Here is a 26,254-nt window from a genome sequence, read left to right on the forward strand (position 1 = left end):
TAGTCGGGTGGACGGAATTCGCTGCTCAGACGGAAGCCGTTTTCAAAATGACGAAGGGCCGCTCTTCTGCGGCCCTTCGTCATTAATCAGCTATCAGCGCTTGCGACTCAATTAGGTCGCCGCCAACTCCACCTTCGGCGAAAACGAATCGCTCTGCGCCAGCGGCCAGTACTTCTCGAACAGCGAATAACGGTAATTGCCGTTCACTAGATCGTTCGGTTCCAGATACTTCAGCAGATCCGACATTAACCGCACCTCATGCGACGACACCCGCCGCACGATGTGATGCGCGCGCAGTTCCGCCGGATGCTTCAAGCCCGCGGCCTGAATGATTTCCTTCAACGCGTGCAGCGTGTTGTGATGGAAGTTGAACACGCGATCGGCCTTGTCCGGCACGACCAGCGCGCGCTGACGCACGGGGTCCTGCGTCGCGACGCCGGTCGGGCACCGGCCCGTGTGGCAGGTCTGCGCCTGAATGCAGCCCACCGCGAACATGAAGCCGCGCGCCGCGTTCACCCAATCCGCGCCGATCGCCAGCGTGCGGGTGATGTCGAACGCGGTGATCATCTTGCCGCTCGCGCCGATGCGAATGCGCTGCCGCAAGCCGATCCCGACCAGCGTGTTATGCACCAGCAGCAAGCCTTCCTGCAACGGCACGCCAACGTGATCGGTGAACTCCAGCGGCGCCGCGCCGGTGCCGCCCTCGGCGCCGTCCACGACGATGAAGTCCGGCAGAATCCCCGTCTCCAGCATCGCCTTCGCAATGCCGAAGAATTCCCACGGATGCCCGATGCACAACTTGAACCCAGTTGGCTTGCCGCCCGACAGCGTGCGCAGACGGTCGACGAATTCGAGCAGCCCGCGCGGCGTCGAAAACTCGGAATGCGTGGCCGGTGAGATGCAGTCGCGGCCCATCGGCACGCCGCGCGTCTCGGCGATTTCCGGCGTGATCTTGGCGGCCGGCAGCACGCCGCCGTGACCCGGCTTCGCGCCTTGCGACAGCTTCACTTCGATCATCTTCACTTGCGGCTCGGCGGCCTGCTTTGCGAATTTTTCCGCGCTGAAGGTGCCGTCGTCGTTACGGCAGCCGAAGTAGCCCGACGCGATTTCCCAGATGATGTCGCCGCCGTGCTCGCGGTGATACTTCGACATGGAGCCTTCGCCGGTGTCGTGCGCGAAGTTGCCTTTCTTCGCGCCGAGGTTCAGCGCCATGATCGCATTCGCCGACAGCGAGCCGAAGCTCATGGCCGAGACGTTGAAGATCGACATCGAATACGGTTTCGCACGGTCCGGTCCGACCACGACGCGGAAGTCGTGATTCTCGAGCGTGGTGGGCGCGAGCGAGTGGCTGATCCATTCGTGCGCGACCGCTTTGACGTCGAGTTCGGTGCCGTACGGGCGGCTGTCCACGTCGTTCTTCGCGCGCTGATAGACGATGCTGCGTTGGGCCCGCGAGAACGGTTTCTCGTCGGTATCGTCTTCGACGAAATACTGGCGGATTTCCGGGCGGATGAATTCGAACAGGAAGCGGAAATGCCCCCACAGCGGATAGTTGCGCAGAATCGCGTGGCGCTGCTGGTTCAGGTCGAACAGGCCGAGCGCGACGAGCGCGAGCGGCACGACCAGCCAGAACCACGAAATGTATTGCGTCGCGCCGAGCGCCGCGCAGACGGCGAGCAGCACGACTGCGCACCACATGGCCAGATAACGTCGAGAAAACATGGGGACTCCAGTGCAGTGGGGATCGTCACGGCGGGATCGCCGACGCTGTCGGCGCAAGCGGAACCGCCGCGAAAGGGAACGAACGACTGCTTGTTATGGTGAAGCTAGCTGCGACTGCCTGAGCGCATCGCTCAGCGGGCGCTCAGCAGCGCCGCTTTCTGCGGCTGACGCGCGATGGGCTGCCCGGTCACCGCGTGTTCAATGATGCCGCCGCCGAGGCAAACGTCGCCATCGTAAAGCACCGCGGATTGCCCCGGTGTGACAGCCCATTGCGCCTCGGCGAAATTCAGCTCGAACAGGCCTGGTCCGACGTTCGCGTTACCGAACGTGCAGGCCGCGTCCGCTTGCCGGTAACGGGTTTTCGCGCCGCACGCGAAGCCGTCCGCCGGCGGTTCGCCCGCGACCCAGCTCGTGTTGCCCGCGCTCAGCGTATGGCTCAGCAGCCACGCATGATCGTGCCCCTGCGCGACATACAGCGTGTTCGACGGAATATCCTTGCCGGCCACGAACCACGGTTCGCCGCTGCCCTCCTTGCTGCCGCCCAAGCCAATGCCCTTGCGTTGCCCGAACGTGTAGAACGCGAGGCCGATGTGTTCGCCGACCACTTTGCCGTCGGTTGTTTTCATCGGGCCGGGTTGCGTGGGCAGGTAGCGGTTCAGAAAGTCGCGGAACGGCCGTTCGCCGATGAAGCAGATGCCGGTCGAGTCTTTCTTCTTCGCATTCGGCAGCGCGATCTGTTCGGCGATTTCGCGGACCCGGGTCTTCGGCATCTCGCCCAACGGAAACAGCGTCTTCGACAATTGCGCCTGATTCAGCCGATGCAGAAAGTACGACTGGTCTTTCGTATGGTCGAACGCTTTCAGCAGTTCGAAGCGGCCGTCGTTCTCGCGCACGCGGGCGTAGTGGCCGGTCGCGATGGTTTCCGCGCCGAGCGACATGGCGTGGTCGAGGAAGGCCTTGAACTTGATTTCGGCATTGCACAGCACGTCGGGGTTCGGCGTGCGGCCGGCCGAGTATTCGCGCAGGAATTCGGCGAACACGCGGTCTTTGTATTCGGAGGCGAAGTTGACCGCTTCGACGTCGATGCCGATCACGTCCGCCACCGACACCACGTCGATCCAGTCCTGACGCGTCGAGCAGTATTCGCTGTCGTCGTCGTCTTCCCAGTTTTTCATGAACAGGCCGACCACGTCGTAGCCCTGTTCCTTCAGCAGCCACGCGGTAACCGACGAATCGACGCCGCCCGACATGCCTACTACGACTTTCTGCTTGCTCATAAGATGCTCACTGGGTACCGCGGGACTTCGTTGGATTGTGGGTTGGCCGCTCGTGACGGCGCTGACCGCTTACCGGGATTGCTTGCCGCCGCGCTTTTGTCAGCGCTTGAGCCTGCCACCTTTGCTATGCCTGCTTACGCCCGACCGAATGCGTGTGCACGAAATCGAGCGGAAAACGCCGGCCCGCGAGGTAATCGTCGACGCACTGCATGACCAGCGGCGTGCGATGCCGCTCGGGACAGGCGCGCAATTCGTCCGCGCTCATCCACAGCGTGCGGACAATGTCGGTGTCGAGCGCGCGCGCCGGGTCCGGTTCGCCGCTCGTGCCGCAGTAGGTGAAGCGCAGATAGGTCACGCCTTCGCTACCGGGCCGCTCGAAATGCGTCATGTACATGCCGACCAGCGCCTCGGGTGCGAATGGGTGGGCGGTTTCTTCGAGCGTTTCGCGGAGCACCGCCTCCAGCAGCGTTTCACCCGCCTCCAGATGGCCGGCGGGCTGGTTCAGGCGCAGGCCGTCGACGGTATGTTCCTCGACCAGCAGGAAACGCCCGTCACGCTCGACAATCGCCGCAACGGTGACGTGCGGCAGCCAGGATTCCGGTTTCATGGGTGCGCATTTTACCGTTTATGGGCTTGGGCTGCCGGGAAGCGGGTCGGGCGGCAACCGGCATTCTGTCGGGCGGCAATGGGTCGCGTCTGGCTGACGGCGAGCCCGGCCCACGCGTCACGGCACGATGCAGCCCGCATCCGCCTGGGCCCCCGCATTGTCCCCGATTTCGACGCGGCTTCGGTTTCGGTTAAAGTGGGGCGTTAGCCGTTGCACTTGCAAGCCGGCGTGCCTCGTCGGCCGAACTGTCGTCAGTCAACAGGAAGTCGAGGAGGAACAACGATGCACATCGGAGTGCCAGCCGAGACGCGCGCGCACGAAACCCGCGTCGCCGCGACGCCCGAAACGGTCAAGAAGTATGTGACCCAGGGCCACCGGGTCACGATCCAGAGCGGCGCCGGCACCGGCGCGAGCTTTCCTGACGAAGCCTTTACGGCGGCCGGCGCGGAAATCGTCGACGCCGCCACGGCATTCGGCGCCGACCTCGTTCTCAAAGTCCAGTCCCCAACCGAGGCCGAACTGCCGCTGCTCAAGCGCGGCGCGACGCTGGTCGGCATGCTCGATCCATTTAATGCCGAAAACGCCGCCAGCCTGGCTGGGGCCGGCGTGACCGCGTTCGCTCTGGAAGCCGCGCCGCGCACCACGCGCGCGCAGAGTCTCGACGTGCTGTCGTCGCAGGCGAACATCGCCGGGTACAAGGCAGTGTTGCTGGCGGCGACACTCTATCCCCGCTTCATGCCGATGCTGATGACGGCGGCCGGCACCGTGAAAGCGGCGCGCGTGCTGATTCTCGGCGCGGGCGTGGCGGGTTTGCAGGCGATCGCGACCGCCAAGCGCCTGGGCGCGGTGATCGAAGCGTCGGACGTGCGGCCGGCGGTGAAAGAGCAGATCGAATCGCTCGGCGCCAAGTTTCTCGACGTGCCCTATGAAACCGACGAGGAGCGCGAAGCCGCGCAAGGCGTCGGCGGTTACGCGCGGCCGATGCCGGCGTCGTGGCTCTCACGTCAATCGGCGCTCGTGCATGAACGCGCGAAGCAGGCCGACGTGGTGATCTCCACCGCGCTGATTCCAGGCCGCGCCGCGCCAACGCTGATCTCGGTGGAAACCGTGCAGGCGATGAAACCCGGCTCCGTGCTGGTGGACCTTGCCGCTGGACGCGGCGCGGAATACGAAGGCCAGCGCGGCGGCAACTGCCCGTTGACCGTGACGGATCAGGTGGTCGTCAAACATGGCGTGCAGATCGTCGGCTATACGAATCTGGCGTCGATGGTGCCCGCCGACGCGTCATCGCTCTACGCGCGCAACCTGCTCGACTTCCTGAAGCTGATCGTCACGAAGGAAGGCACGTTGAATATCGATCTCGCGGACGACATCGTCGCGGCCACGCTGCTGGCCCGCGACGGCGAAGTCACGCGCAAGACCTGACGCAAACTACCTAAGGAGAACGGCGATGGAAGTCATCAACCACACCGTCATCAACCTGATCATCTTCGTGCTGGCGATTTACGTCGGCTACCACGTCGTCTGGAACGTCACGCCCGCGCTGCATACGCCGCTGATGGCCGTGACCAACGCGATCTCGGCGATCGTAATCGTCGGCGCGATGCTCGCCGCGGGGCTCACGTTAGGCACGCCGGGCAAATTCTTCGGCACGCTCGCCGTCGCGCTCGCGGCGGTCAACGTGTTCGGCGGCTTTCTCGTCACGAGGCGAATGCTGGAGATGTTCCGCAAGAAAGAGCCGAAGAAGCTCGCTGCAGCCAAGACGGCCAAGGAGAACGCGTAATGAGCCTGAATGTCGTCACGCTGCTTTATCTGGTTGCGTCCGTTTGTTTCATTCAGGCGCTCAAGGGGCTGTCGAATCCGAAGACGGCGCGCATCGGCAATACCTTCGGCATGGTCGGGATGGCGATCGCGATCGTCACGACCCTCGCGCTGATCGTCAAGCAGGCGAATGCGCTTGGCTCGAATCTGGGGTTGGGGCTCGGTTTGCTGCTGGTTGCGCTGGTGATCGGCGGTGCGATCGGCGCGTTCGTCGCGGCGCGCGTCGAGATGACCAAGATGCCGGAACTGGTCGCGGCCATGCACTCGCTGATCGGTCTCGCGGCCGTGTGCATTGCGTATGCGGTGGTGTCGGAGCCGTCGGCGTTCGGTCTCGTCGATCCGGACAATATGACGCCGGGTTTCCTGCCTTATGGCAATCGGGTCGAACTGTTTATCGGCACGTTCGTCGGCGCGATTACGTTCTCCGGGTCGGTGATCGCGTTCGGCAAGCTGTCGGGCAAGTACAAGTTCCGCTTGTTCCAGGGCGCGCCGGTGGTGTATGGCGGACAGCATCTGATCAACCTGATGCTCGCACTCGCGATGCTCGGCTTCGGCATCATCTTCTTCCTCACGCAGTCGTGGTTGCCGTTCATCATCATGACGGTGATCGCGTTCGTGCTCGGCGTGCTGATCATCATTCCGATCGGCGGCGCGGATATGCCGGTGGTCGTGTCGATGCTGAACTCGTATTCGGGCTGGGCGGCGGCGGGCATTGGCTTCTCGCTGAACAATCCGATGCTGATTATCGCGGGCTCGCTGGTGGGATCGTCGGGTGCGATTCTGTCGTACATCATGTGTCGCGCGATGAACCGGTCGTTCTTCAATGTGATTCTCGGCGGCTTCGGCAATGAAGCCGGCGCGGCGGCGGCGGGTGGATCGGCGGAACAGCGTCCGGTGAAATCCGGCTCGGCCGACGATGCCTCGTTCATGCTCGGCAATGCGGAAACGGTGGTGATCGTGCCGGGTTATGGGCTGGCGGTGGCGCGTGCGCAGCATGCGTTGAAGGAGCTGACCGACAAGCTGGTCGAGAAAGGCATCGATGTGAAGTACGCGATTCACCCGGTGGCCGGACGGATGCCGGGGCACATGAACGTGCTGCTCGCCGAAGCCGAAGTGCCCTACGACATGGTGTTCGAAATGGACGACATCAACGGCGAGTTCGGGCAGGTCGACGTGGTGCTGGTGCTCGGCGCGAACGACGTGGTGAATCCGGCGGCGAAGACCGATCCGAAGTCGGTGATTGCGGGCATGCCGATTATCGAGGCGTATAAGGCGCGCACGGTCATCGTGAATAAACGGTCGATGGCGGCGGGATATGCCGGGCTCGACAACGATCTGTTCTACATGGACAAGACGATGATGGTGTTCGGGGATGCGAAGAAGGTGATCGAGGATATGGTGAAGGCGGTGGAATAACTCGGCGTGATGAATTCGCGGCCTGCCAGGCAGGGGGCTGCGAATTTGGTTTTTGTCGATCTCTACCGCGGCTTCGCATTCACATGCCGCATCAAATCCGCAAGCCGTTTGCCTTCCTGATCCGGATACGGTTCGAGCATCTGAAGGTTCTGCATCTTCTCCAGACTGAAATTGCGAAAATCGCTGCGCAATTCGCACCATGCGCCCAGCGTCCAGCGCGCACCCCAATACGCGAGCGCGAGCGGCCACACGCGTCGCTCGCTCGCCGCGCCGCTCGCATCGGTATAGGCAAAGCCCACCACATGCCGCGTGTCGATCGCGCGATGCAGCGCGTCGAGCTGCGTCGAGAAATCCCCTTTGATGTGAAATGACGGCGCGAACACCGCGAGCCGCTCAAGCGCCGCTCGTTTGTCGGCTGGCATGGCGGAAGCGATCTTCGCCAGCGCGCCCCGCGCGCCGCTTGCGAAGCCTGAACCGCCCCATGATTCGAGCATCCGCGCGCCGGCGGCGAGCGCGGCGAGTTCGTCGGCTGTGAAGGTCAGCGGCGGCAGACTCGCCGCGCGACTCAGACGGTAGCCAATGCCCGCTTCGCCTTCGATCGGCACGCCCGACAATTGCAGATCGCGTACGTCGCGATAAACCGTACGTAGCGAAATGTTGAGCCAATCGGCGAGTTGTTGCGCGGTGGTCAGGCGCCGTCCGCGCAGCAGTTCGGCGATCTGGAACAGGCGGTCGGCGCGGCGCGTCATCGTGGGCGATGGGTAGAAGAGGACGGGAACGGTCCCGCGATGATAGCGCCGCATGCCGTACCCCGGTCAGCGTTTTGGCCGCGCCCGTCCGCACGCAGGCGGACAGAGGCGCTGCGTTGTGCGTTAACCGTTGGTCCGCGAATGCAGACCGAGGCGGTTGCCTTCCGTATCGGTGAAGAATGCGATATAGCCGATATCTTGCGGCAGCTTGATCACCGGACCGTCGGTCCTGCCACCGGCCTGCTCGACACGCGCGAGCACCGTGTCGACGGTCGGTTCAGCAGTCAGGTAGACGAGCACGCCGTCGTCGGTTGGCTTCATCGCCGGGTTGTGGACGATTGCGCCGCCCGTGGCCGGTTCTTCGTAACCGAAGATGGCGATCGGACGACCGCCGACTTCCTGCACGTTCAGTTTGACGTCGAAGGTGGTTTCGTAAAAACGGACAGCGCGATCGAAATCGACGGACGGGATTTCGAACCAGGCAACAACCTTGGATGCGTTGGACATGTCACTCTCCTGTGGATGGCGGGTAAGCCGTGCAAAGCGCCGGATGGCGTGAGAAGGAGTGTGCTGGGGTGCTGCTGACAGCGTGGTGTCAGTAGGGTGTGGCAGTAGGGTTTGCCAACCGCGTCCGCATAATGCCGGCGAAAAAAAACCGCGGAGCCGGGTCCGCGGTTTTTTTGCCCTCCATTCGCTTAACAGCGAGCGGTTGAAGTCGTTACCTCACTCCGCCGGTGTGTCGCTCTGCTGCGGCCGTTGCCGCACGCTGCCCGCAATCAGGTCGAAGCGGAACAAGCGGCATTCGAGTGCGCCGTTGAAGAGCGGCGTCTTGGTCGATTCCCGCAAACGCAACTGACCCGGCAACTTGCGATCCGAGGTCAGGATGAACGCATGCCAGCCGGTGAAGCGCTGCTTGAGCGCGTCGCCAAGCGATTGGAAAAACTCGCTGTCCGGCGCTTCTTCCTGAGCGCGATGGAAACCGTCGTCTTCACGGGTTTCGCGATTGGCACGGCCTTCACGGATTTCGCCGCGCGCATTGCGGCCACGCACTTCGATCCGTTCGCCATACGGCGGATTGGCGACCAGAATGCCCGCGTCCGACGACGGCGCCGTCATGCCGCGCGCGTCGACCTGTTTGAGCGGAATGTTCGGCAGACCGGCGCGCTGGAAGTTGGCGCGCGCCTTGTCGAGCATGTCGCCGGAAATATCGCTGCCGAAGATCTGCAGATCGGCGCGCGAGCTGCGCCCGGCGTGCTTCGCGTCGAGCGCGGCGGCCTTCAGCGGTTGCCAGGTCTTGGCTTCGAACTGCTTGAGCTTCTCGAAACCGAAGCGGCGTTCCGCGCCCGGCGCAATATTCAGCGCGACTTGCGCGGCTTCCGCGAGGAACGTGCCGCTGCCGCACATCGGGTCGTACAAAGGCGTACCGGCGTTCCAGCCGGTCAGACGCAGGATGCCCGCCGCCAGGTTCTCACGCAGCGGTGCCGCGCCCTTGTCGAGGCGCCAGCCGCGCTTGAAGAGCGGGTCGCCGGAAGTGTCGAGGTAGAGGGTGCAGTCGGTGGCGGTGAGGAACGCAAACACGCGCACGTCGGGCGTGGCGGTGTCGATGCTCGGCCGGTCGCCGCTGACTTCGCGCAGACGGTCGCAGATCGCGTCCTTGACGCGCAGCGTGGTGAATTCCAGGCTGCGCAGCGGCGATTTGATCGCGGTGACGTCCACGCGCAGCGTTTCTTTGGCCGAGAACCACTGTTCCCAACGTTGCTCGAGCGCGAGCGCGTAAATATCCTGCTCGCTGCGATACGGACGATGCGCGATCTTCAGCAGCACGCGGCTCGCGAGTCGCGAATGCAGGTTGGCGGCCATGCCGGCGGCCCAGCCTCCGCGGAAATGCACGCCGCCCGGCACCTGAGCGCCGGCCACGAACTGCGCGCCGTTGATGTGCTTAGCGGCGATCTCGGCGAGTTCGGCCGCGAGCGAAGCTTCAAGGCCGCGTGGGCAAGGGAGGAAGAAATCGAAGGACATTGAGGTTGCCGGAAGGCGTTAGATAAGGCGCTATTGTACGCGGTCGGGGTGGGCGGCCCCGCGCGATTGCTTGACGGACCGGGCTGAGACGGCCCACCGAGCCGCCGCCGTCCGTACGCGCTCGGGTGAGTCGCCATGGTGCGGCGGCGCGGCGGCTCGACCTGAGACGGCCCACCGAGCCGCCGCCATCCGTGGACTTACCGGCTTTCGGGGGTCGTTTTCGTGGGCCAGAACAGTTCCAGCGGATGCTGAAACACCCGCTGCCAGATCGCGCCGCGCAGCGAGCGCACCGCGTTGCGCCGCAGGTCGCGCGAACGCACGGCCATGTAGAACGCGAGCGCGAAGCTCACCGCCACGTTGAGGATCGCCATGCTGCCGACCCCCGCGACGGCCCACCAGAGTTCCGGCAGCTTCAACGCGTCCTTGCCAAGCACGCCGAGCGCGACGCCGATCGAGCCGGCGCTGAGTGTCACGTGACGCACTTCGAAGGTGAAGGCGAACGCGGTGAGGATCGCCGGCACGAGCCCGAGCATCAGACCCAGCGTGATATTGCCGACCACCCCCGCCACATTGGAGCGGCAAGCTTGCGCGAGACGCGCCGCGCCTGCCGCGCCGAGCGTCAGGCGCAGGCGCCGGTTATACGCGAGCGCATCGCCGACGCGATGCAGGACGAACCAGTTGTCCGCCCATCCGGCGATCAAACTGGACGACCACAGCAGCACGCCGGTCAACGCGGCGTAGAAGGGCGTGGGTCCGATCAGCGAGAACGAATGCAGCGTGGCGTGCGCCTTCTCCGGCGAGATGATGTTGGCGTTGAAGAGCGCATGCCAGAGCAACTGCACGCCGAAGCAGACCGGGAACACCAGCAGCACGTTGCCGAGGACGGCGGCGGCCTGCGTGCGCATCAGCGCCATCACCGAACTCACGAAGCTGTCGACGCCGGCTGGCGTGCCGGTGCCGTCGAGTTCGCGGGCGAGGGTCGGCGCGGTCATGGCCGGTTGTTTGGTGGCGAGCGAGAAGTGCAGGAAGTGCATCAGCAGGAAGCTGGCGGCGTAGTTGATGCCGGCCAGCAGGCCTTCGAGCATGGCTTGCAGATGCACACCGGTGATGGCGAATTTCACGCAGACCGTGACGACGGTGACGAGTCCGCCGCCGGCGGCCATGCGCAGCATCTTCAAATACTCGGCGCGGTCGCGGGCGATGTAGTGTTCGCCGGTGTCGGCGCTGTATTCGACCACTTTGCGCGCGAGCAGCGAGAAATTGCTGCGCACCAGATGCGCGACGCTCTGGCTCGCGTGATTCGCGTTGACGAGTTCGGCGGTGAGGCGTGCGGCGGCGTGCGGGTCGTCTTGCGCCATCCATGCGTCGAGCAGATGCTCGGCGCGCACGATGCGCATGCGCATCCGCTCGACCTGGAACACGATGTCGACGCTGACGCCGTTGCGGTAGAGATGGGCGAAGACTTTGTCGGTGGCGCCGCGGCATTCGTCGAGCAGCAGGCGCAGGTAGTTGACTTCGTGCAGCAGCTTGTCTTGCGGTTCGCCCGCGGCGACGGCTTGATGCGCGGCTTCGACGGCGAGCATCGCGCGGGTGAGGCGGTAGAACGGTTGCTTTTCCATCGCGATGCGGACGTCGCTGGCTTCGCGGGTGTCGTCGGCGTCGACTTCGCCGATGCGGCTGCGGACGATTTGCGATAGACCCGTCGAGCTGATCTGGCAGGTCAGGTTGTGCAGGGCGGCTAGCAGGTCGAGGGAGAACGGGGTGGTGTCGCGGTGGTCCTGTTCGTCGGGTTCGTCGTCGAAAAGCGCGCGGATGCGGATGAGCAGATCGGTGGGGAGGGCCGCGATCCATTCGGCGTCGTGGTCGGAGCTGAACATCAGCGTGACGATCGCGGTTAGGTCGCGGCGGTTCGGGGCGGGTGGGATCAGGGAGGCTTCGAGGCGCTCGAAAAGGGCGCCGAAGAAGCCTGAGTGAACGGGCATGCCTGCGTCGCAGAGGAGGGAGAGGCCGTCGCTTTCGCGGAGTAGGGCACGCAGGGTGCCTGAGACGTTGGCCTTCCAGGCGGGGTTGCGATCCAGCACGTGGAGCAAGTAGCGGATTCTTGTGTGGGCTGGGTTGGAGCGGGGTGGTGCTGCTATGGCTGCTGTTGCCGATTCCGTGGTCGAGTCGTTGGTGTTCTGCTGCACTTCGCGGCCGCGACGGATCCAGTGGGCAAGCTCGATCAACCATTCGCTACGGTCGGCATAGGGGGCGGATTGGTTCGCTATCGCGAGAAGCGCGTCTAGCTGGTGGCCGCCGTCGCGGGAGGCTCGCCATTTTTTTATCAGGCGGGTTAGGGTGGTGAGCATGCTGTTTTTTTTGTCCTGCTGGGTGGTGCCTGCGGGGTGGTGTGCTGCCGCGGCTGTTCGTTGTTCGCGGTTCGCTTGTTCGCTTGTTCGTTGGTACGTGGGAGGATATTGCATGTTCGACGGGCCAGGGTTGGCGTTTTGCAGAATTTTGCGCTTTGAGTTGCACTACGCTCAAGGCGGGTTCGCTTGCGGCGTTGGCCTTTTATTGTGATCACGGTGGTCGGTTAGCGTTGCCCCTGTGCGGGGCGGCACCTACTTTTCTTTGCATGCCGCAAAGAAAAGTAGGCAAAAGAAAGCGGCTCACACCGCTAGCTCATAAGCGGGTCCCCCGCGCAGTCGCGGTAGTGGTGCATCTGGAATCCGTGCTCTCGCACATCCCGCGCTCGTGACACAGCAGTCATTCCGCCCGCCTCGCGCTACGCGCTCGCCGGAACGGTCCGCGCAAAAATCGGCACGCCGTTCTTCTCGCAGCCTTGTGCGCCGTGGCAAGCCTCAATTGCGCGTATCGCTGGTTCGCGTCAGGGCGTGTGCCGTGCTGTTCAACCCACGTCGCGGGCCCGCCGTGAGTGACGAAAATCTGATCAGCATCACTGATTGCTCGGAACTCTGACAGGCGCGTTGGGAAATTTCGGAAATGAGGGCGGCGCGCACTTTTTGGCCCGCGCAGGGGATCACTCGTCAAGCAGTACGTCCTAGACTCGCTTTGTCGTGCACGTCGCGACAAACGGGTTTGGCCGCCTGTTAGCGTTTCCCTCGCACGTTTGCTCGTGTGCAGGTCTACGGCTGACATCGCACTCCGACACCGGAGAGGAATGCCGGCGAGAGGGGGCGAGGCGCGATGGCTCGCGTCATTCCCGTCGGGTTTCGTGGCTCAAGTGTCGAGCAGTCGAGACCCGCCGAAATCCTAAGTACTGGCTGCGCCTTTGCCGCACAAACAGAACTGCCCGATTGTTTGTCTTGATCTGGTCAATGGCGATTGGACGGTGCTTGTCCGCCCGATGTGAGGCGTATTGAGTGGCTAGTTTGGACGGCGACCGTGCGTGACGACGAGAGATCTGACGGATGAGTGGAACTGCCTTTCAGGAAAGCAGAAGATGAGCGAAAAAACAGTGTTAGCTGAGCAGCCGAGGATGTTCGAAGATACGCCTCTGACGATTGCGGAGTTCTGCGAGCGCTACAGGATCAGCAAAGACATTTATTACCGTTTGCGCGCGAAGGGCGAGACACCGCGTGAAACGCGGCTGAGTCCGAGGCGGGCGGTGATCCTCATGGCGTCTTTGCGGGAGTGGGAGCGTCGCAAGCTCGAGGAAGGTCGACAACATAAGTCGGAGTGCCCGCCAGATAAGCGAACAACCGCCGCGGCGCGCGCAGCGCCGCCGGAAGAATGACTGCTGTGCCACGAGCGCGAAATGTGCGAGAGCACGGATTCCAGATGCACCACTACCGGAACTGCGCGGGAGCCCCACTTATGAGCTAGCGGTGTGAGCCGCTTTCTTTTGCTTACTTTTCTTTGCGGCAGGCAAAGAAAAGTGAGTGCCGCCCCGCACAGGGGCAGCCCTGACAGACCACCGTGAAATCAAGGAAAGGCCAACGCCATAAGCGCACAACCAAAAAGCGCCAAGCAGGTAAAAGGCCTTAACTATCACCCCCCAGCAGCAACAGTCCCCGGCCCAGAAGGACAACCCGGCACGACAACAGCCGCCGCAGCGCTCTTCCCAGCCCCCGCCCCCCGACTCTGCGAAGCAGCAGAAACAGACCCGGACCCAGAAGCCGCAGCCATACTCCTCACAGCCGCCGCCACCTGCAACGAAACCTGCATCAAAGCCTTCCGATGCCCATCGACGAGCGAGTCATAGCCTCCGCTAACAGGCTCACTAATAACACTCCGACAGGTCATAACAGCACTACTCCGCACGGCCCGCACACTCCAGACCGCGTCGATCAACGCATGCGATCCGGGCCACGACTCGAACCGCTGCACATTCAAGCTAACCCGATAAACCGCAGCCGAATCCGATCTGGCAGTCCCATACACATCGATAGTATTGAGCTGCTGCGTAAGGCTGGTGGACAAAGCCCGCCGAATCTCATCGCCCGGCAGCGAAGCCCACCGCTCATCCTCAAGCACTTTGACCTGAGTCGGCCCCGTCTGCACGACCATCTGATTCTTGGCGACCTGCGGCGGCACATCAACCGGCGCGACCTCGATCAACCAGGCCGGCGCAGCCGATGAAGTCCGCGCGTCAACCGCCGCCACGTCCCCTGCCGAGCCATCCACCCCCAGCGTATAAAACCGGCTGGACGGCGACGAACACGCCGTCATCACCGTCACGCCGGCCAAAGCGCCGACAAAAACCGCACCGCGCACAAGCCCGCGCGTCGAGCGGGGGAGTCGGGCAAACATCATGGTTTATCTCCTGTTTTACCGCGCAACAGCGACTCGGGATGACGCTCCAGATAATCCGACAGCGCATTCAGCGACTGCAACGTCCGCGTCAATTCCTGCAACGCCTGATGCACATCCGACTGCAACGGTGAATCCTGCTGCAACGTCGCCTCGGCCGTCCCGAAAGTCTGCTTCGCCGCCGCCAACGTATCGCGTGCCTGCGGCACCACTTCCGTATCGAGTCGAGTGAACAACTGATCGGCGTTCTTCAGCGCGCTATTCAGGTTGTTGCCGATCTGATCGAACGGCACCTTGTCGAGCTTCTTCGCGATATCGGCCACCTGCAGTTGCAACTCGTCGAGGGTGTTCGGAATCGTCGGCAGTTCGAGCGGATCGCTTGCCACGTCGACGGTTGCCGGCGCCGCCTTCGGGAAGATATCCAGCGCCACGTACAACTGGCTCGTAATCAGATTGCCGGTACGCAACTGGCCGCGCAAACCGTGCTTGACCAACTGTTGCAGCAGCGTCTGACCGGCGAGCGTGCCCGGCGTCGGCGCCGTCTCGCGGAAGCGTTTGCCAAGCCGATCCGGGTACAGATTCATGGTCACCGGCATCGTGAAGCTACGCGTCTTCGGATCGTAGTCGATGTTGATGTTGGTCACCTGTCCCAGCACGATGCCGCGGAAATCGACCGGCGCGCCGACCGACAGCCCACGCAGCGACTGGTTGAAGTTCATCACCACCCGCAACGGCACGCCGTCCGGTTCACGCATCGCATCCGCTTCGTCGGAACCGAGGCGGAACGTCATGTTGTTCGGCGCCTGCGCACCCACGCCTTGGCCCGGCGGCGACTGGAACGACAAACCGCCGACGATCACCGTGGCCAGCGACTGCGTATTCAGCTTGAAGCCGCTGGAATCGAGCCGCAGATCGACGCCGCTCGCATGCCACCAGCGCGAGTTGGTGCCGACGTACTGGTCGAACGGCGCGGACACGAACACCTGCATCGTCACGCCGGTGCCGTCCTTGTCGAGCGAGAAGCCGACCACCTGGCCGACCTGCACGCGTCGATAGAAAATCGGCGAGCCGATGTCGATCGAGCCGAGCGAGTCGCCGTGCAGGATGAACTGGTGACCTTTTTGGTCGCCGGTAATCGGCGGCGGCGTTTCAAGACCGACGAAGTTCTTCTCGGTATCCGGCGAATGACCCGCATCCGCGCCGATATACGCGCCGGAAAGCAGCGTGGTCAGCCCCGACACGCCGCTCGCGCCGACCCGCGGCCGCACCACCCAGAAGCGCGAATCCTTGGCCGCGAAGTCTTCGCCTTCCTTCGTCAACTGCACCTGCACCAGCACGTGCGACAAATCCTTCGACAGCGTGATGGTCTTCACCGAGCCGACGTCGACGTCCTTGTACTTGACCTTGGTCTTGCCGGGCTCGAGGCCTTCGGCGCTGATGAAGCTGAGCGTGATGGTCGGGCCTTTCTCGGTCACCGACTTGATCACGAGCGCGATGCCGATCAGCGCGGCAATCAGCGGGATCACCCAGACGAGCGAAGGCAGCCAGCGGCTGCGCGGCTCGATGTCGGGGTCCGGGAGTTGGGGCGGCAGCTTCGGTCCGTTCGAATCGTTGCGCGGCGCATCATCGGAAGCGGGCGTCGGTCCTTGCGGGCTATTCATGATCGGGGTCCTGAGGTTTTTTAGTACGGCTTTCCACGTTGTCCCAGATGAGCCGTGGATCGAATTGCATCGACGCCATCATGGTCAGAATCACCACCGAACCGAAAGCGATCGCGCCGGGTCCGGCCGTGATGACGGCAAGCGATTTGAAGCGCACCAGCGCCACGGTCAGCGTGACGACGAATACGTCGAGCATCGACCAGCGGCCGATCCGCTCGACCATCCGGTAGAGCACGGTGCGCTGCTCGGGCCGCCAGCGCGAACGGCGCTGCGCGGTGATGGTGAGCAGCGCGAGCACGCTCAGCTTGAGCATGGGCACCATGATGCTGGCGATAAACACGATCACCGCCAGCGGCCAGTCGCCCGAGGTCCAAAAGTACACGACGCCGCTCATGATGGTGTCGTCCTCGGAACCGAGCAGCGACGCAGTGTGCATGACCGGCAGCAGGTTCGCGGGAATATACAGCAGCGCGGCGGCGATCAACAGCGCCCAGGTGCGCATCAGGCTGTCCGGGTTGCGCGAATGCAGGCGCGCGCCGCAGCGTCCGCAGTGTTGCGGCGTGACGGAACGGATGCGCGGCTCGACCCGGCCGCAGGCATGGCAACTCACGAGGCCCGCGCGTTTCGCGGAAATGTATTTCATTGCGCGCTCATCCTTGACGCGGCTCAGGCGGCACGCCTGGCGGCAATCCGGTGCGTGCCGTGGGGTGGTCGGCGGGGTGGTCCGACGGGTGATCGGCATTCCGAATCTCGGGCGGCGCGGGCGGCCCGGCGAGCGCATTGAGCTGGGCCGCGGCGCTATCGGCGGAAGTGCGCGGCAGCGGCCGTTGGCTGCGGTCGCCGAGTTCGTCGGCGAGGTCCCACAGAATGCGCGGATCGAACGTGACGACCACCGCGAACATCAGCGTCAGCACGCCGAACGCGAATAGCGCGGCTTCGGGAATCACGCGCGCGAGGCTCACCATCTTTACGATCGTGATCAGCACGCCGAGCATGAACACTTCGATCATGCCCCACGGACGCACGAACTGGATCGCGCGCAGCACCCGGTTGAAGCCGGCGGGCACATAGCCGGCGCGCAGCGGGATCAGCACGTAGAGCAGCGCCAGCAACTCGGTCAGCGGAAACAGAATGGTCGAGCAGAACACCATGACCGCGACGATCTGCATGTCTTCGCCCCACAGCGCCATGAGGGCGCCGAACAGCGTGGTCTGCGAGGTGATGCCGTTGGTTTCCAGCTCGACGATCGGAAAGCCCTGCGCGATCAGGAAGGTGATCAGCGCGGCCAGCGTCATGGCGCTGATTTTGTCGAGCTTGCGGGAGATGCCGCGATACAGCGTCGCGCCGCAGCGCGGACAGCGCGCGGATGTGCGCCCCACAAGCCGTGGCTTGCGGAACAGCGTATCGCATTCATGGCACGCGATCAGATTGTCTTGTTCCATACGGCAGAGGGCTAACGGTGAAGGGGAGCGGGACTATGCCGGTTTTTTATGGCGAGGCTGACAAAATGGGTGCAGCAATAGTACCAAACGCGCTCCCGCGTCGCATCGGCGGTTGCGTCGGAGGGCGCCGGACGGCCTTTCCAGCGGAGCCGACAGCGGATTTATTCAGGCGGTTTCATATTGAATTCGTATCCTTCTGACACTCTCCGTCCCTTATTGTTCAATATGGGGTGCATCTGCACCGGAAGTCCGGTGCCTTCGCCTGTTCATCGGCCTTTCATTACCGGCAGCCAGCTTTTTGCGCTTGGGGTAGCATGCGGCCTTGGCGTACGCCGCAGCCGGTGGGTTCGGGCGGTGCGCGCCGATGCCGTTCGCAGCGGCGCCGGGAACAACCGGGCGGGTTGCGCCGTTTACCTCTCTTAGCTTGCGTCGACCTGTCATGGCACTCAATCCTTCATTCGCTGGCCGGGAGTCGTACACGCGGACTGCCATCGCCTTTCACTGGCTGATCGCGCTGCTGATCGTGTGCGGCTTCGCCCTCGGCTGGGTCATGACGGACATCCCCGGCTTCACGCCTACCAAGCTGCGTTACTTCTCGTGGCATAAGTGGATCGGCGTGACGGTGTTCGCGCTCGCCGTGCTGCGCATCCTGTGGCGCGCCACCCACGCCGCCCCGCCGATGCCGCGCCGCATGCCGACCTGGCAGCGCGGCGCCGCGCATCTCGTGCATCTGCTGCTGTACGTGCTGATGGTCGCGATTCCCGCGTCCGGCTATCTGTACAGCTCGGCCGCCAATGTGCCGGTGGTCTACCTCGGGCTGATTCCGCTGCCGCGTCTGATCGCGCCAGACCCGCATCTGAAGGAATTGCTGAAGACGATCCACATCACGCTGAATTACACCTTGCTCGTGCTGGTCGCGCTGCATGTCGTGGCTGCGCTCAAGCATCAATGGCTGGACCGCGACGGTCTGTTGTCGCGCATGCTCCCTTTCCTCAAATAAGGATAAACATGAAGGTCTCGTTTTATCGCTACATGCTCGCCGCCTTCGCCGCGGCTTCGCTGACCGCGGCCGGCAGCGCGCTCGCCCAGGTCGACGTCGCGAAGAGCACGGTGACGGCCACCTCGAAACAGATGAACGTGCCGGTGGAAGGCAAGTTCGGAAAATTCACCGCGCAGGTTAAGTTCGATCCGGCCAAACCGGCCGACGGCAGCGCGCAGTTCACCATCGACGTGGGCAGCTACGATCTCGGCGACGAGAGCTACAACGACCAGGTGCGCGGCAAGGACTGGTTCGACGCGAAGACCTATCCGAGCGCCACGTTCGTCTCCAGCGCGATCGCGCCGGCTGGCGGCAACCAGTTCAAGGTGACCGGCAAGCTGACCATCAAGGGTAAATCGCAGACGGTCGTGGTGCCGGTCACGGTGACGCAGCAGGGCGGCCAGCAGGTCTTCGACGGCTTGCTGCCCATCAAGCGCTCGCAGTTCGACATCGGCACGGGCGAGTGGAAGGATACGTCGGTGGTGGCCGATGACGTTGTCATCAAGTTTCATATCGTTGCGGCACGCAAGTGAGCTTCGCTTCGTGAAGTTCACGGTCTAACAAGAACCTAGGAGCATGAATTGAAAACCTCTCTGTTGATCGCCGTCGGCGCGCTGGCTTCTGCTTTCTCGATCGGTGCTTTCGCGGCCGATACCTATCAGCTCGACCCGACGCACACGTATCCGAGCTTCGAGGCCGATCACTTCGGCGGTTTGTCGGTGTGGCGCGGCAAGTTCACCAAGAGCTCGGGCACGGTCACGCTCGACCGCGCGGCGAAAACCGGCACGGTGGACGTCACGGTCGACCCCGCCTCGGTCGAGACCGGCAACGCGAAGCTCGACGAGCATCTGAAAACGGATGCGTTCTTCGACGTCGCGAAGTACCCGTCGGTGACGTATAAAGGCACGGACATCAAGTTCGACGGCGACAAGCCGGTTCAGGTGATCGGTAGCCTGACGATGCACGGCGTCACCAAGCCGTTGAATCTGACGATCGATTCGTTCAAGTGCATGCAGCATCCGGTGCTCAAGCGCGAGGTGTGCGGCGTGGAAGCGAGCGCGCATTTCAACCGCGCCGATTACGGCATGGATTTCGGCACGAAGTACGGCTTCAATATGGATACGAAGCTGCATATCCAGTCCGAAGGCATCAAGCAGTAACCCACGCGCCCCCCGCGCCGGCGCCTACCTGCACCGCTGCGGCGCAACAAAAAAACCGCTTCGTTCGCTTCGGCGACGCAGCGGTTTTTTATTGCCCGCGACGAACGCTGCAAGCCTTATGCGACGGGCATCGGGAAATTGCCGCTCGCCTCGGTTTATTTTTTCGGGTACATAGAGCGCTGGCACCGATTTGGTTGTGCGCGCATCCAGTCGGGCAAGTTCGGGCAAGTTCGAAAAACAGGCCTACATTAATAATATTTCGCGCGAACTGGAGATCTGCATGAACGCAACGACAGCAGCAAGCCTCTCGGGGAGCCGGCAGAATTCGTGGCGCGCGGTGGTCGCCGCCTCGATCGGCAACGCATTGGAATGGTTCGACCTGGTGGTGTACGGTTTTTTCGCGGTGATTATCGCGAAGCTGTTTTTTCCGGCTGGTAACGACACGGTTTCGCTGCTGCTCACGCTCGGCACGTTCGGCGTGTCGTTCTTCATGCGGCCGCTCGGCGCGATCGTGATCGGCGCTTATGCCGACCGCGCGGGACGCAAGGCAGCGCTGACGCTGTCGATTCTGTTGATGATGGGCGGCACGCTCATCATCGCGATTCTGCCCACCTACCAGAGCATCGGCCTGGCCGCGCCGGTAATCCTGGTGCTGGCGCGTCTGATGCAGGGTTTCTCGGCGGGCGGCGAGTTCGGCAGCGCGACGGCTTTTCTCGCGGAACACGTGCCGGGGCGGCGCGGGTTCTTCGCGAGCTGGCAGGTGGCGAGCCAAGGGCTCACCACGTTGCTGGCCGCCGGCTTCGGCGTGCTGCTGACCGGCAAGCTGTCGCCGGACCAGATGGCGTCGTGGGGATGGCGGGTGCCGTTCTTCTTCGGTTTGCTGATCGGGCCGGTGGCCTGGTATATCCGCACCAAGCTGGATGAAACGCCGGAGTTTCTTGCGGCTGAAACGACCACGACGCCGCTGCGCGACACCTTTGCGAGTCAGAAGCTGCGGCTCCTGATTGCGATCGGCGTGGTGGTGCTCGGCACGGTGTCGACGTATCTGGTGCTGTTCATGCCGACGTTCGGCGTGAAGCAGCTGGGTCTTTCGCCGTCGGTTGCGTTCTCGGCGATCGCATTAACCGGTCTCATTCAGATGGTGTTTTCGCCGATGATCGGGCATCTGTCGGACCGGCATGGGCGCACCACGATCATGCTGACGTCGGCGTTGCTGCTGCTCATTCTCATCAATCCGGCGTTCGTGTATCTGGTCGCGCATCCGACGTTCGGCACGCTGATCGCGATGCAGATCGTGTTCGGCTTTCTGATGACGGGTTACTTTGCCGCGCTGCCGGGTCTGCTGTCGGAAATGTTTCCGGTGCAGACACGCACCACCGGTATGTCGCTGGCTTATAACGTCGCGGTGACGATCTTCGGCGGCTTTGGGCCGTTCATCATCGCGTGGTTGATCAGCGTCACGGGGTCGAAGACGGCGCCTAGCTTCTACATGATTTTTGCCGCGGCGATCAGCCTCGTGGCATTGATGGCGGCGCGTCGCAAGCTGGGTTTCCGCTAGAACCACGTAGTCGCGATCAGCAGCCTCGGCGCGGTAAACGCAAAAGGCCGGTTCGTAAGAACCGGCCTTTTGCTTTGCGCTTAGGCTTTATGACGACAACCCGATCAAACTTGCGCACCCGCGTTCGGGTCGTTCGGATCGGTGCGTTCCTTCTTGTCCTTCACCAGGTCCTCGCGCTTCACGCCGAACCACATGGCGAGCGCCGCGGCGACGAACACCGACGAGTAGATACCGAACAGAATACCGACCGTCAGCGCGAGGGCGAAGTAGTGCAGCGTGGGGCCGCCGAACAGGAACATCGACAGCACCATCATCTGCGTACAGCCGTGGGTGATGATGGTTCGCGACATCGTGCTGGTGATCGCGTGGTTGATCACCTCGATTACCGTCATCTTGCGTTCGCGGCGGAAAGTCTCGCGAATCCGGTCGAAAATAACCACCGATTCGTTCACCGAGTAGCCGAGCACGGCCAGCACGGCCGCCAGCACCGACAGCGAGAACTCCCACTGGAAGAACGCGAAGAAGCCGAGAATGATGATGACGTCGTGCAAGTTCGCGATCACGCCGGCAATGGCGTACTTCCATTCGAAGCGGAACGATAGGTAGATCACGATGCCGACCACCACGCACGCGAGCGCGAGCAGACCGTCGGTGGCGAGTTCCTTGCCGACCTGCGGACCGACGAATTCGACGCGTTGCAACTGCACTTCAGGCGTGTCGGTTTTCAGCGCGCCCATCACCTGATCGCTCTGTTGCGCGGACGTGAATCCCTGCTTGAGCGGCAGACGGATCAGCACGTCGCGCGAGGTGCCGAAGTTCTGCACCTGAGCGTCGGCATAACCGAGCTTGGCGAGACTGGCGCGCACGGGTTCCAGGGGTGCCGCGCCCGGATACTGCACTTCGACGACCGTACCGCCGGTGAACTCCACCGACAGATGCAGCCCGCGATGCAGCAGGAAAAATACAGCGGCAACGAACGTCAACAGCGAGATCGCGTTGAAAATCAACGCACGCTGCATGAACGGAACGTCTTTGCGAAAACGGAAAAATTCCATGGTCTAGTTCTCCGGGACTCAGCGGGATGAACCCGGTTTCTGCGGCGTGTTCGACGCGTCCGCATTGCGGCGGCGCACCGTCGGCTTGCCGGCCGCGCGTGCCTGGGCCGCGGCCGCTTTGCCCTTCGGCTTGGCGGTTACTGCAGCGACGGCTTGCGCGGTGTCGGTGTCGGCGTCTTCGTTACCGAGGTAAGCGGCGGCGCCTGCGGGCGCCGTCTCCGGGCGCCACACCTGACCGATGGCCAGCGACTTCAGCTTCTTCTTGCCGCCGTACCACAGGTTCACGAGACCGCGAGAGAAGAACACGGCCGAGAACATCGACGTCAGGATGCCGATACAGTGAACCATCGCGAAGCCGCGCACCGGGCCGGAGCCGAAGGCGAGCAGTGCGAGGCCGGCGATCAGCGTGGTGACGTTCGAGTCGAGAATCGTCGCCCAGGCGTGCGCGTAGCCGTTCTGGATGGCCAGTTGCGGCGGCGCGCCGTGGCGCAGTTCTTCACGCACGCGTTCGTTGATCAGCACGTTCGAGTCGATCGCCATACCGAGCGCAAGCGCGATAGCGGCGATACCCGGCAACGTGAGTGTGGCCTGCAGCATGGACAGCACCGCGATCAGCAGCAGCAGGTTGACCGACAGGCCGATCACCGAGATCACGCCGAACAGCATGTAGTACGCGATCATGAAGACGGCGATTGCCGCGAAGCCCCACACGACCGAGTGGAAACCCTTCTTGATGTTGTCCGCGCCGAGGCTCGGACCAATGGTGCGTTCCTCGATGATGTCCATCGGCGCGGCCAGCGAACCGGCGCGCAGCAGCAGCGCGAGGTCGGCGGCGCCTTGCGGCGTGGCCTGGCCGGTGATCTGGAAGCGGTCGCCCAGTTCCGACTGGATGGTCGCCACCGTCAGCACTTCGCCCTTGCCCTTTTCGAACAGCACCATGGCCATTGGCTTGCCGATGTTGTCGCGCGACACGCTACGCACCGCACGGCCACCCGCCGAATCCAGACGGATGTTGACGGACGGACGCTGATGCTCGTCGAAGCCCGCCGACGCGTCGATAATCCGGTCGCCGGTGAAGATGATCTGCTTGCGCAGCAGCACTGGCGTCTGGTTGCCTTGCGTGAACAACTCGTCGCCCGGCGGCACCGGATCGCCCGGTTGCGGGTGCGTGTTGACCGGGTCGGCCAGACGCGCTTCGAGTGTCGCCGTACGGCCGATGATGTCCTTCGCCTTCGCCGTGTCCTGCACGCCGGGCAGTTCGACCACGATGCGGTCGGAGCCTTGCTGCTGGATCACCGGCTCGGCCACGCCGAGTTCGTTCACGCGGTTATGCAGCGTGGTGATGTTCTGCTTGAGCGCGGCGTCCTGCACCGTTTTCTGCACGGCCGGCGTGAACGTGCCGACCAGTTGCACGCTACCGTCGGTGCCGGTTTGCGAGGCCCACTGGAGTTCGCCGATACCGCGGCTCAGTTGCTTGAGCGCGGCGTCCGCCGTGGCCTGGTCGGCGAAATTGATCACCACCGTCTGGTTCACGCGATTCACACCGCCGTCGCGGATGTTGTTGTCGCGCAGCAGCGTGCGTGCGTCGGAAGCGTCGGAGTCGAGCTTCTTGTTCAGCGCGCCGGCCATGTCGACTTGCAGCAGGAAGTGCACCCCGCCGCGCAGATCGAGACCGAGGTACATCGGCAGTGCGTGCAGCGCGGTCAGCCAGTGCGGCGACGCGCTCTGCAGATTCAGCGCGACGACGAATTGCGGGTCGGTCGGGTCGGCATTCAGCGACTTTTGCAGCAGGTCCTTCACGCGCAGTTGCGTGTCGGTGTCCGGCAGACGCACGCGAATGTTCGCGTTGGTCGACGAGTTGTCGAACGTGACGTCGTCGGGCTTGATCTGATTCGCGGCGAGCGCGGCTTCGACAGCCGACAGCGTGGTCGAGTCGAGCTTGACCGTTGCCTTGCCGCTCGACACCTGCACCGCCGGCGCTTCGCCGAACAGGTTGGGCAGCGTGTACACGAGGCCGATGACCAGAGCCACCAGCATCACGGCGTATTTCCAGAGGGGGTAACGATTCATGAGTGGTCCAACGGGAAGGTTGGCTTGGAAGCGATGCGTCCGGCGATGAGCGCGGGCGATTCAGCAGTGTGCATGAATCGCCGGCGAGGCCGCGCCGGACGCGAGAGAGCAGGCCTTACAGCGACTTGATCGTGCCCTTCGGGAGAATCGTCGTGACCGACGCTTTTTGCACGGTGATTTCCGTGCCTTCCGAGATTTCGACGCCGACGTAAGCTTCACCCACCTTGGTCACCTTGCCCACGATGCCGCCGTTCGTCACCACTTCGTCACCCTTGGCCATGGCCGAGAGCATGTTGCGGTGTTCTTTCTGGCGCTTCATTTGCGGGCGAATCATGATGAAGTACAGCACGCCGAACATCAGGATCAGCGGCAGGAAGCTCATCAGGTTCGATTCAATGCCACCTGTTGCTGTGCCTTGGGCGAAGGCATTGGAAATGAACGACACGTTGGTCTCTCCGTTATAAATCAAAACGATCAAAAAAATCAGCCGGATATTCTACCATCCGCCTGACGTGGGTCGGCGCGGCGAATCGGCTTTGCGATCAACCGTTTAAAGCCTTTTTCTAGCGTCGACGAAAGTTGATTGTAAGGTTTTCCGTGCCGCGCCGACGGATTCTTCGGGAGAATCCGCGGCCGGTTCGATCTCACGGAACCTGCTCGACGCCGCGCGCACGGTTCTCGTGGAAGCGTTTGCGGAAGGGTTCGAACATTTTCGCGTCGATCGAATCGCGGATTTCCTGCATCAGTTCGAGGTAGTAGTGCAGGTTGTGGATCGTGTTCAACTGCGCACCGAGGATTTCCCCTACACGATGCAGATGGTGCAGGTAGCCGCGCGTGAAATTGCGGCAGGTGTAGCAGCCGCATTGCTCGTCGAGCGGGCGCAGCGAGTTCTTGTGCACGGCGTTGCGGATCTTGACGTCGCCGAAACGGGTGAACAGCCAGCCGTTGCGCGCGTTGCGGGTCGGCATCACGCAGTCGAACATGTCGACGCCGGCGGCGACGCCCGCCACCAGGTCTTCCGGCGTGCCGACGCCCATCAGGTAGTGCGGCTTGTCGGCCGGCAGCTTCGGGCCGATGTGGTTCAGCACGCGCATCATGTCTTCTTTCGGTTCGCCGACCGACAGGCCGCCAATCGCGAGACCGTGGAAGTCCTTCTCCGCGAGACCCGCCAGCGATTCGTCGCGCAGATCCTCGAACATGCCGCCCTGGACGATGCCGAACAGCGCGTTGGGATTGCCGAGGCGCTTGAATTCGTCGATCGAGCGCTGGGCCCAGCGCATCGACATGCGCATCGAGTCGGCGGCTTCCTGGTGCGAGGTGGGCACGTTGTTAGTGGCGTACGGCGTGCATTCGTCGAACTGCATGACGATGTCCGAGTTCAGCACCTTCTGGATCTGCATCGACACTTCCGGCGACAGGAAGAGCTTGTCGCCGTTGATCGGCGACGCAAACGTGACGCCATCTTCGGTGATCTTGCGCAGATCGCCGAGCGAAAACACCTGAAAACCGCCGGAGTCGGTCAGGATCGGCTTGTTCCAGCCCATGAAGCCGTGCAGGCCGCCGTGCGCTTCGATCGTTTCGAGGCCGGGGCGCAGCCACAGGTGAAACGTATTGCCGAGAATGATCTGCGCATGCATTTCCTCGAGCTCGCGCGGCTGGACCGCTTTCACCGTGCCGTAGGTGCCGACCGGCATGAAGATTGGCGTTTCGACCACGCCGTGATTCAGCGTGACGCGGCCACGGCGAGCCTGGCCGTCGGTGCCGAGTAGTTCGAATTTGAGGCCGTTGTCCGGGCGCTCGAAGGTCGCGTCGTGCGACTGATGACCGTTGGTCATTGTTTGACTCCTGTTGCTACCGGAAAACAGTCCGGCGCAAATGGTGGAATGCCGCCGGAAAAATCGCGGCG

23 protein-coding genes are annotated in these 26,254 nt (G+C 63.1%); 8 read left to right on the plus strand and 15 right to left on the minus strand.

The window, feature by feature from the left end; all coding sequences use genetic code 11:
• Window positions 1-111: 111 nt before the first annotated feature.
• The 3 genes from B0G83_RS09880 to B0G83_RS09890 form a co-directional block, all read right to left on the minus strand.
• Window positions 112-1,722, minus strand: a complete 1,611-nt coding sequence (locus B0G83_RS09880; RefSeq protein ID WP_105507267.1) for an FMN-binding glutamate synthase family protein — start codon at window positions 1,720-1,722, stop codon at window positions 112-114.
• A 131-nt stretch (window positions 1,723-1,853) separates the two neighbouring features.
• Window positions 1,854-2,999: a tRNA 2-thiouridine(34) synthase MnmA gene (gene mnmA, locus B0G83_RS09885; RefSeq protein WP_105507268.1), complete on the minus strand. Its 1,146-nt coding sequence runs from the start codon at window positions 2,997-2,999 to the stop codon at window positions 1,854-1,856.
• Between the two features lie 124 nt (window positions 3,000-3,123).
• Window positions 3,124-3,606, minus strand: a complete 483-nt coding sequence (locus B0G83_RS09890) for an NUDIX hydrolase (protein WP_105507269.1) — start codon at window positions 3,604-3,606, stop codon at window positions 3,124-3,126.
• A gap of 282 nt (window positions 3,607-3,888) precedes the next feature.
• On the opposite strand from B0G83_RS09890, the gene B0G83_RS09895 reads away from it, so the two are divergent.
• The 3 genes from B0G83_RS09895 to B0G83_RS09905 are packed head-to-tail and all read left to right on the plus strand — an operon-like array spanning window position 3,889 to window position 6,843.
• Window positions 3,889-5,031 (plus strand): Re/Si-specific NAD(P)(+) transhydrogenase subunit alpha, encoded by a 1,143-nt coding sequence (locus B0G83_RS09895; RefSeq protein WP_105507270.1) that lies wholly within the window; start codon window positions 3,889-3,891, stop codon window positions 5,029-5,031.
• A gap of 25 nt (window positions 5,032-5,056) precedes the next feature.
• On the plus strand, window positions 5,057-5,389 hold the full coding sequence (locus B0G83_RS09900) for an NAD(P) transhydrogenase subunit alpha (RefSeq protein ID WP_105507271.1): 333 nt from the start codon (window positions 5,057-5,059) through the stop codon (window positions 5,387-5,389).
• Window positions 5,389-6,843, plus strand: a complete 1,455-nt coding sequence (locus B0G83_RS09905) for an NAD(P)(+) transhydrogenase (Re/Si-specific) subunit beta (protein WP_105507272.1) — start codon at window positions 5,389-5,391, stop codon at window positions 6,841-6,843. Before B0G83_RS09900 ends, B0G83_RS09905 begins: the two co-directional genes overlap by 1 nt.
• 62 nt (window positions 6,844-6,905) lie before the next feature.
• Here the strand turns inward: B0G83_RS09905 and B0G83_RS09910 are convergent, their stop codons facing one another.
• The 4 genes from B0G83_RS09910 to B0G83_RS09925 all read right to left on the minus strand — a co-directional run bounded on the left by B0G83_RS09910 (window position 6,906) and on the right by B0G83_RS09925 (window position 11,959).
• Window positions 6,906-7,646 carry a YafY family protein gene (locus B0G83_RS09910; protein ID WP_105507273.1) on the minus strand — a complete coding sequence of 247 codons (741 nt, stop codon included), beginning with the start codon at window positions 7,644-7,646 and terminating at the stop codon, window positions 6,906-6,908.
• A gap of 69 nt (window positions 7,647-7,715) precedes the next feature.
• Entirely contained in the window at window positions 7,716-8,099 is a 384-nt protein-coding gene (locus B0G83_RS09915; RefSeq protein WP_105507274.1) for a VOC family protein, read from the minus strand.
• Window positions 8,100-8,315: 216 nt separating this feature from the next.
• The gene (locus B0G83_RS09920; protein WP_105507275.1) at window positions 8,316-9,611 is read right to left on the minus strand and encodes a class I SAM-dependent RNA methyltransferase; all 1,296 of its coding nucleotides are present in this window, start codon (window positions 9,609-9,611) and stop codon (window positions 8,316-8,318) included.
• A 197-nt stretch (window positions 9,612-9,808) separates the two neighbouring features.
• The gene (locus B0G83_RS09925; RefSeq protein WP_105507276.1) at window positions 9,809-11,959 is read right to left on the minus strand and encodes a site-specific recombinase; all 2,151 of its coding nucleotides are present in this window, start codon (window positions 11,957-11,959) and stop codon (window positions 9,809-9,811) included.
• A 1,040-nt stretch (window positions 11,960-12,999) separates the two neighbouring features.
• Between B0G83_RS09925 and B0G83_RS09930 the strand changes: the two genes are divergently transcribed.
• Complete coding sequence (locus B0G83_RS09930) at window positions 13,000-13,347, plus strand: AlpA family transcriptional regulator (protein WP_105507277.1); 348 nt, start codon at window positions 13,000-13,002, stop codon at window positions 13,345-13,347.
• A 254-nt stretch (window positions 13,348-13,601) separates the two neighbouring features.
• On the opposite strand, the gene B0G83_RS09935 is transcribed toward B0G83_RS09930, so the two are convergent.
• Genes B0G83_RS09935 through B0G83_RS09950 form a run of 4 tightly spaced genes read right to left on the minus strand, consistent with a single transcriptional unit; the run spans window position 13,602 to window position 17,466 of the window.
• A complete protein-coding gene (locus B0G83_RS09935) occupies window positions 13,602-14,366 on the minus strand; it encodes a membrane integrity-associated transporter subunit PqiC (RefSeq protein WP_105507278.1) in 765 nt (254 codons plus the stop codon).
• Complete coding sequence (locus tag B0G83_RS09940; RefSeq protein ID WP_105507279.1) at window positions 14,363-16,024, minus strand: intermembrane transport protein PqiB; 1,662 nt, start codon at window positions 16,022-16,024, stop codon at window positions 14,363-14,365. The genes B0G83_RS09935 and B0G83_RS09940 overlap by 4 nt, the downstream gene beginning before the upstream one ends.
• Window positions 16,017-16,667: a paraquat-inducible protein A gene (locus B0G83_RS09945; protein WP_105507280.1), complete on the minus strand. Its 651-nt coding sequence runs from the start codon at window positions 16,665-16,667 to the stop codon at window positions 16,017-16,019. The genes B0G83_RS09940 and B0G83_RS09945 overlap by 8 nt, the downstream gene beginning before the upstream one ends.
• A gap of 7 nt (window positions 16,668-16,674) precedes the next feature.
• On the minus strand, window positions 16,675-17,466 hold the full coding sequence (locus B0G83_RS09950; protein ID WP_105507281.1) for a paraquat-inducible protein A: 792 nt from the start codon (window positions 17,464-17,466) through the stop codon (window positions 16,675-16,677).
• Window positions 17,467-17,905: 439 nt separating this feature from the next.
• Here B0G83_RS09950 and B0G83_RS09955 point away from each other — a divergent pair, with 439 nt between their 5' ends.
• From B0G83_RS09955 to B0G83_RS09970, 4 genes are all read left to right on the plus strand, one after another.
• Window positions 17,906-18,466, plus strand: coding sequence for a cytochrome b (locus B0G83_RS09955; RefSeq protein ID WP_105507282.1), 561 nt, complete (start codon window positions 17,906-17,908; stop codon window positions 18,464-18,466).
• Between the two features lie 8 nt (window positions 18,467-18,474).
• Window positions 18,475-19,038, plus strand: coding sequence for a YceI family protein (locus B0G83_RS09960; protein WP_105507283.1), 564 nt, complete (start codon window positions 18,475-18,477; stop codon window positions 19,036-19,038).
• A 60-nt stretch (window positions 19,039-19,098) separates the two neighbouring features.
• Window positions 19,099-19,665, plus strand: a complete 567-nt coding sequence (locus B0G83_RS09965) for a YceI family protein (protein WP_105507674.1) — start codon at window positions 19,099-19,101, stop codon at window positions 19,663-19,665.
• A gap of 280 nt (window positions 19,666-19,945) precedes the next feature.
• Entirely contained in the window at window positions 19,946-21,223 is a 1,278-nt protein-coding gene (locus tag B0G83_RS09970) for an MFS transporter (protein ID WP_105507675.1), read from the plus strand.
• Between the two features lie 104 nt (window positions 21,224-21,327).
• On the opposite strand, the gene secF is transcribed toward B0G83_RS09970, so the two are convergent.
• From secF to tgt, 4 genes are all read right to left on the minus strand, one after another.
• Entirely contained in the window at window positions 21,328-22,278 is a 951-nt protein-coding gene (gene secF, locus B0G83_RS09975; RefSeq protein ID WP_105507284.1) for a protein translocase subunit SecF, read from the minus strand.
• Window positions 22,279-22,296: 18 nt separating this feature from the next.
• Complete coding sequence (gene secD, locus B0G83_RS09980; protein WP_105507285.1) at window positions 22,297-24,348, minus strand: protein translocase subunit SecD; 2,052 nt, start codon at window positions 24,346-24,348, stop codon at window positions 22,297-22,299.
• 115 nt (window positions 24,349-24,463) lie between these two features.
• Window positions 24,464-24,793, minus strand: coding sequence for a preprotein translocase subunit YajC (yajC, locus tag B0G83_RS09985; protein ID WP_035562406.1), 330 nt, complete (start codon window positions 24,791-24,793; stop codon window positions 24,464-24,466).
• A 199-nt stretch (window positions 24,794-24,992) separates the two neighbouring features.
• Window positions 24,993-26,183, minus strand: coding sequence for a tRNA guanosine(34) transglycosylase Tgt (gene tgt / locus B0G83_RS09990; RefSeq protein WP_105507286.1), 1,191 nt, complete (start codon window positions 26,181-26,183; stop codon window positions 24,993-24,995).
• Window positions 26,184-26,254 lie beyond the last annotated feature (71 nt).

It is taken from the genome of Paraburkholderia sp. BL21I4N1 (assembly GCF_002973525.1).
Classification (GTDB): domain Bacteria; phylum Pseudomonadota; class Gammaproteobacteria; order Burkholderiales; family Burkholderiaceae; genus Paraburkholderia.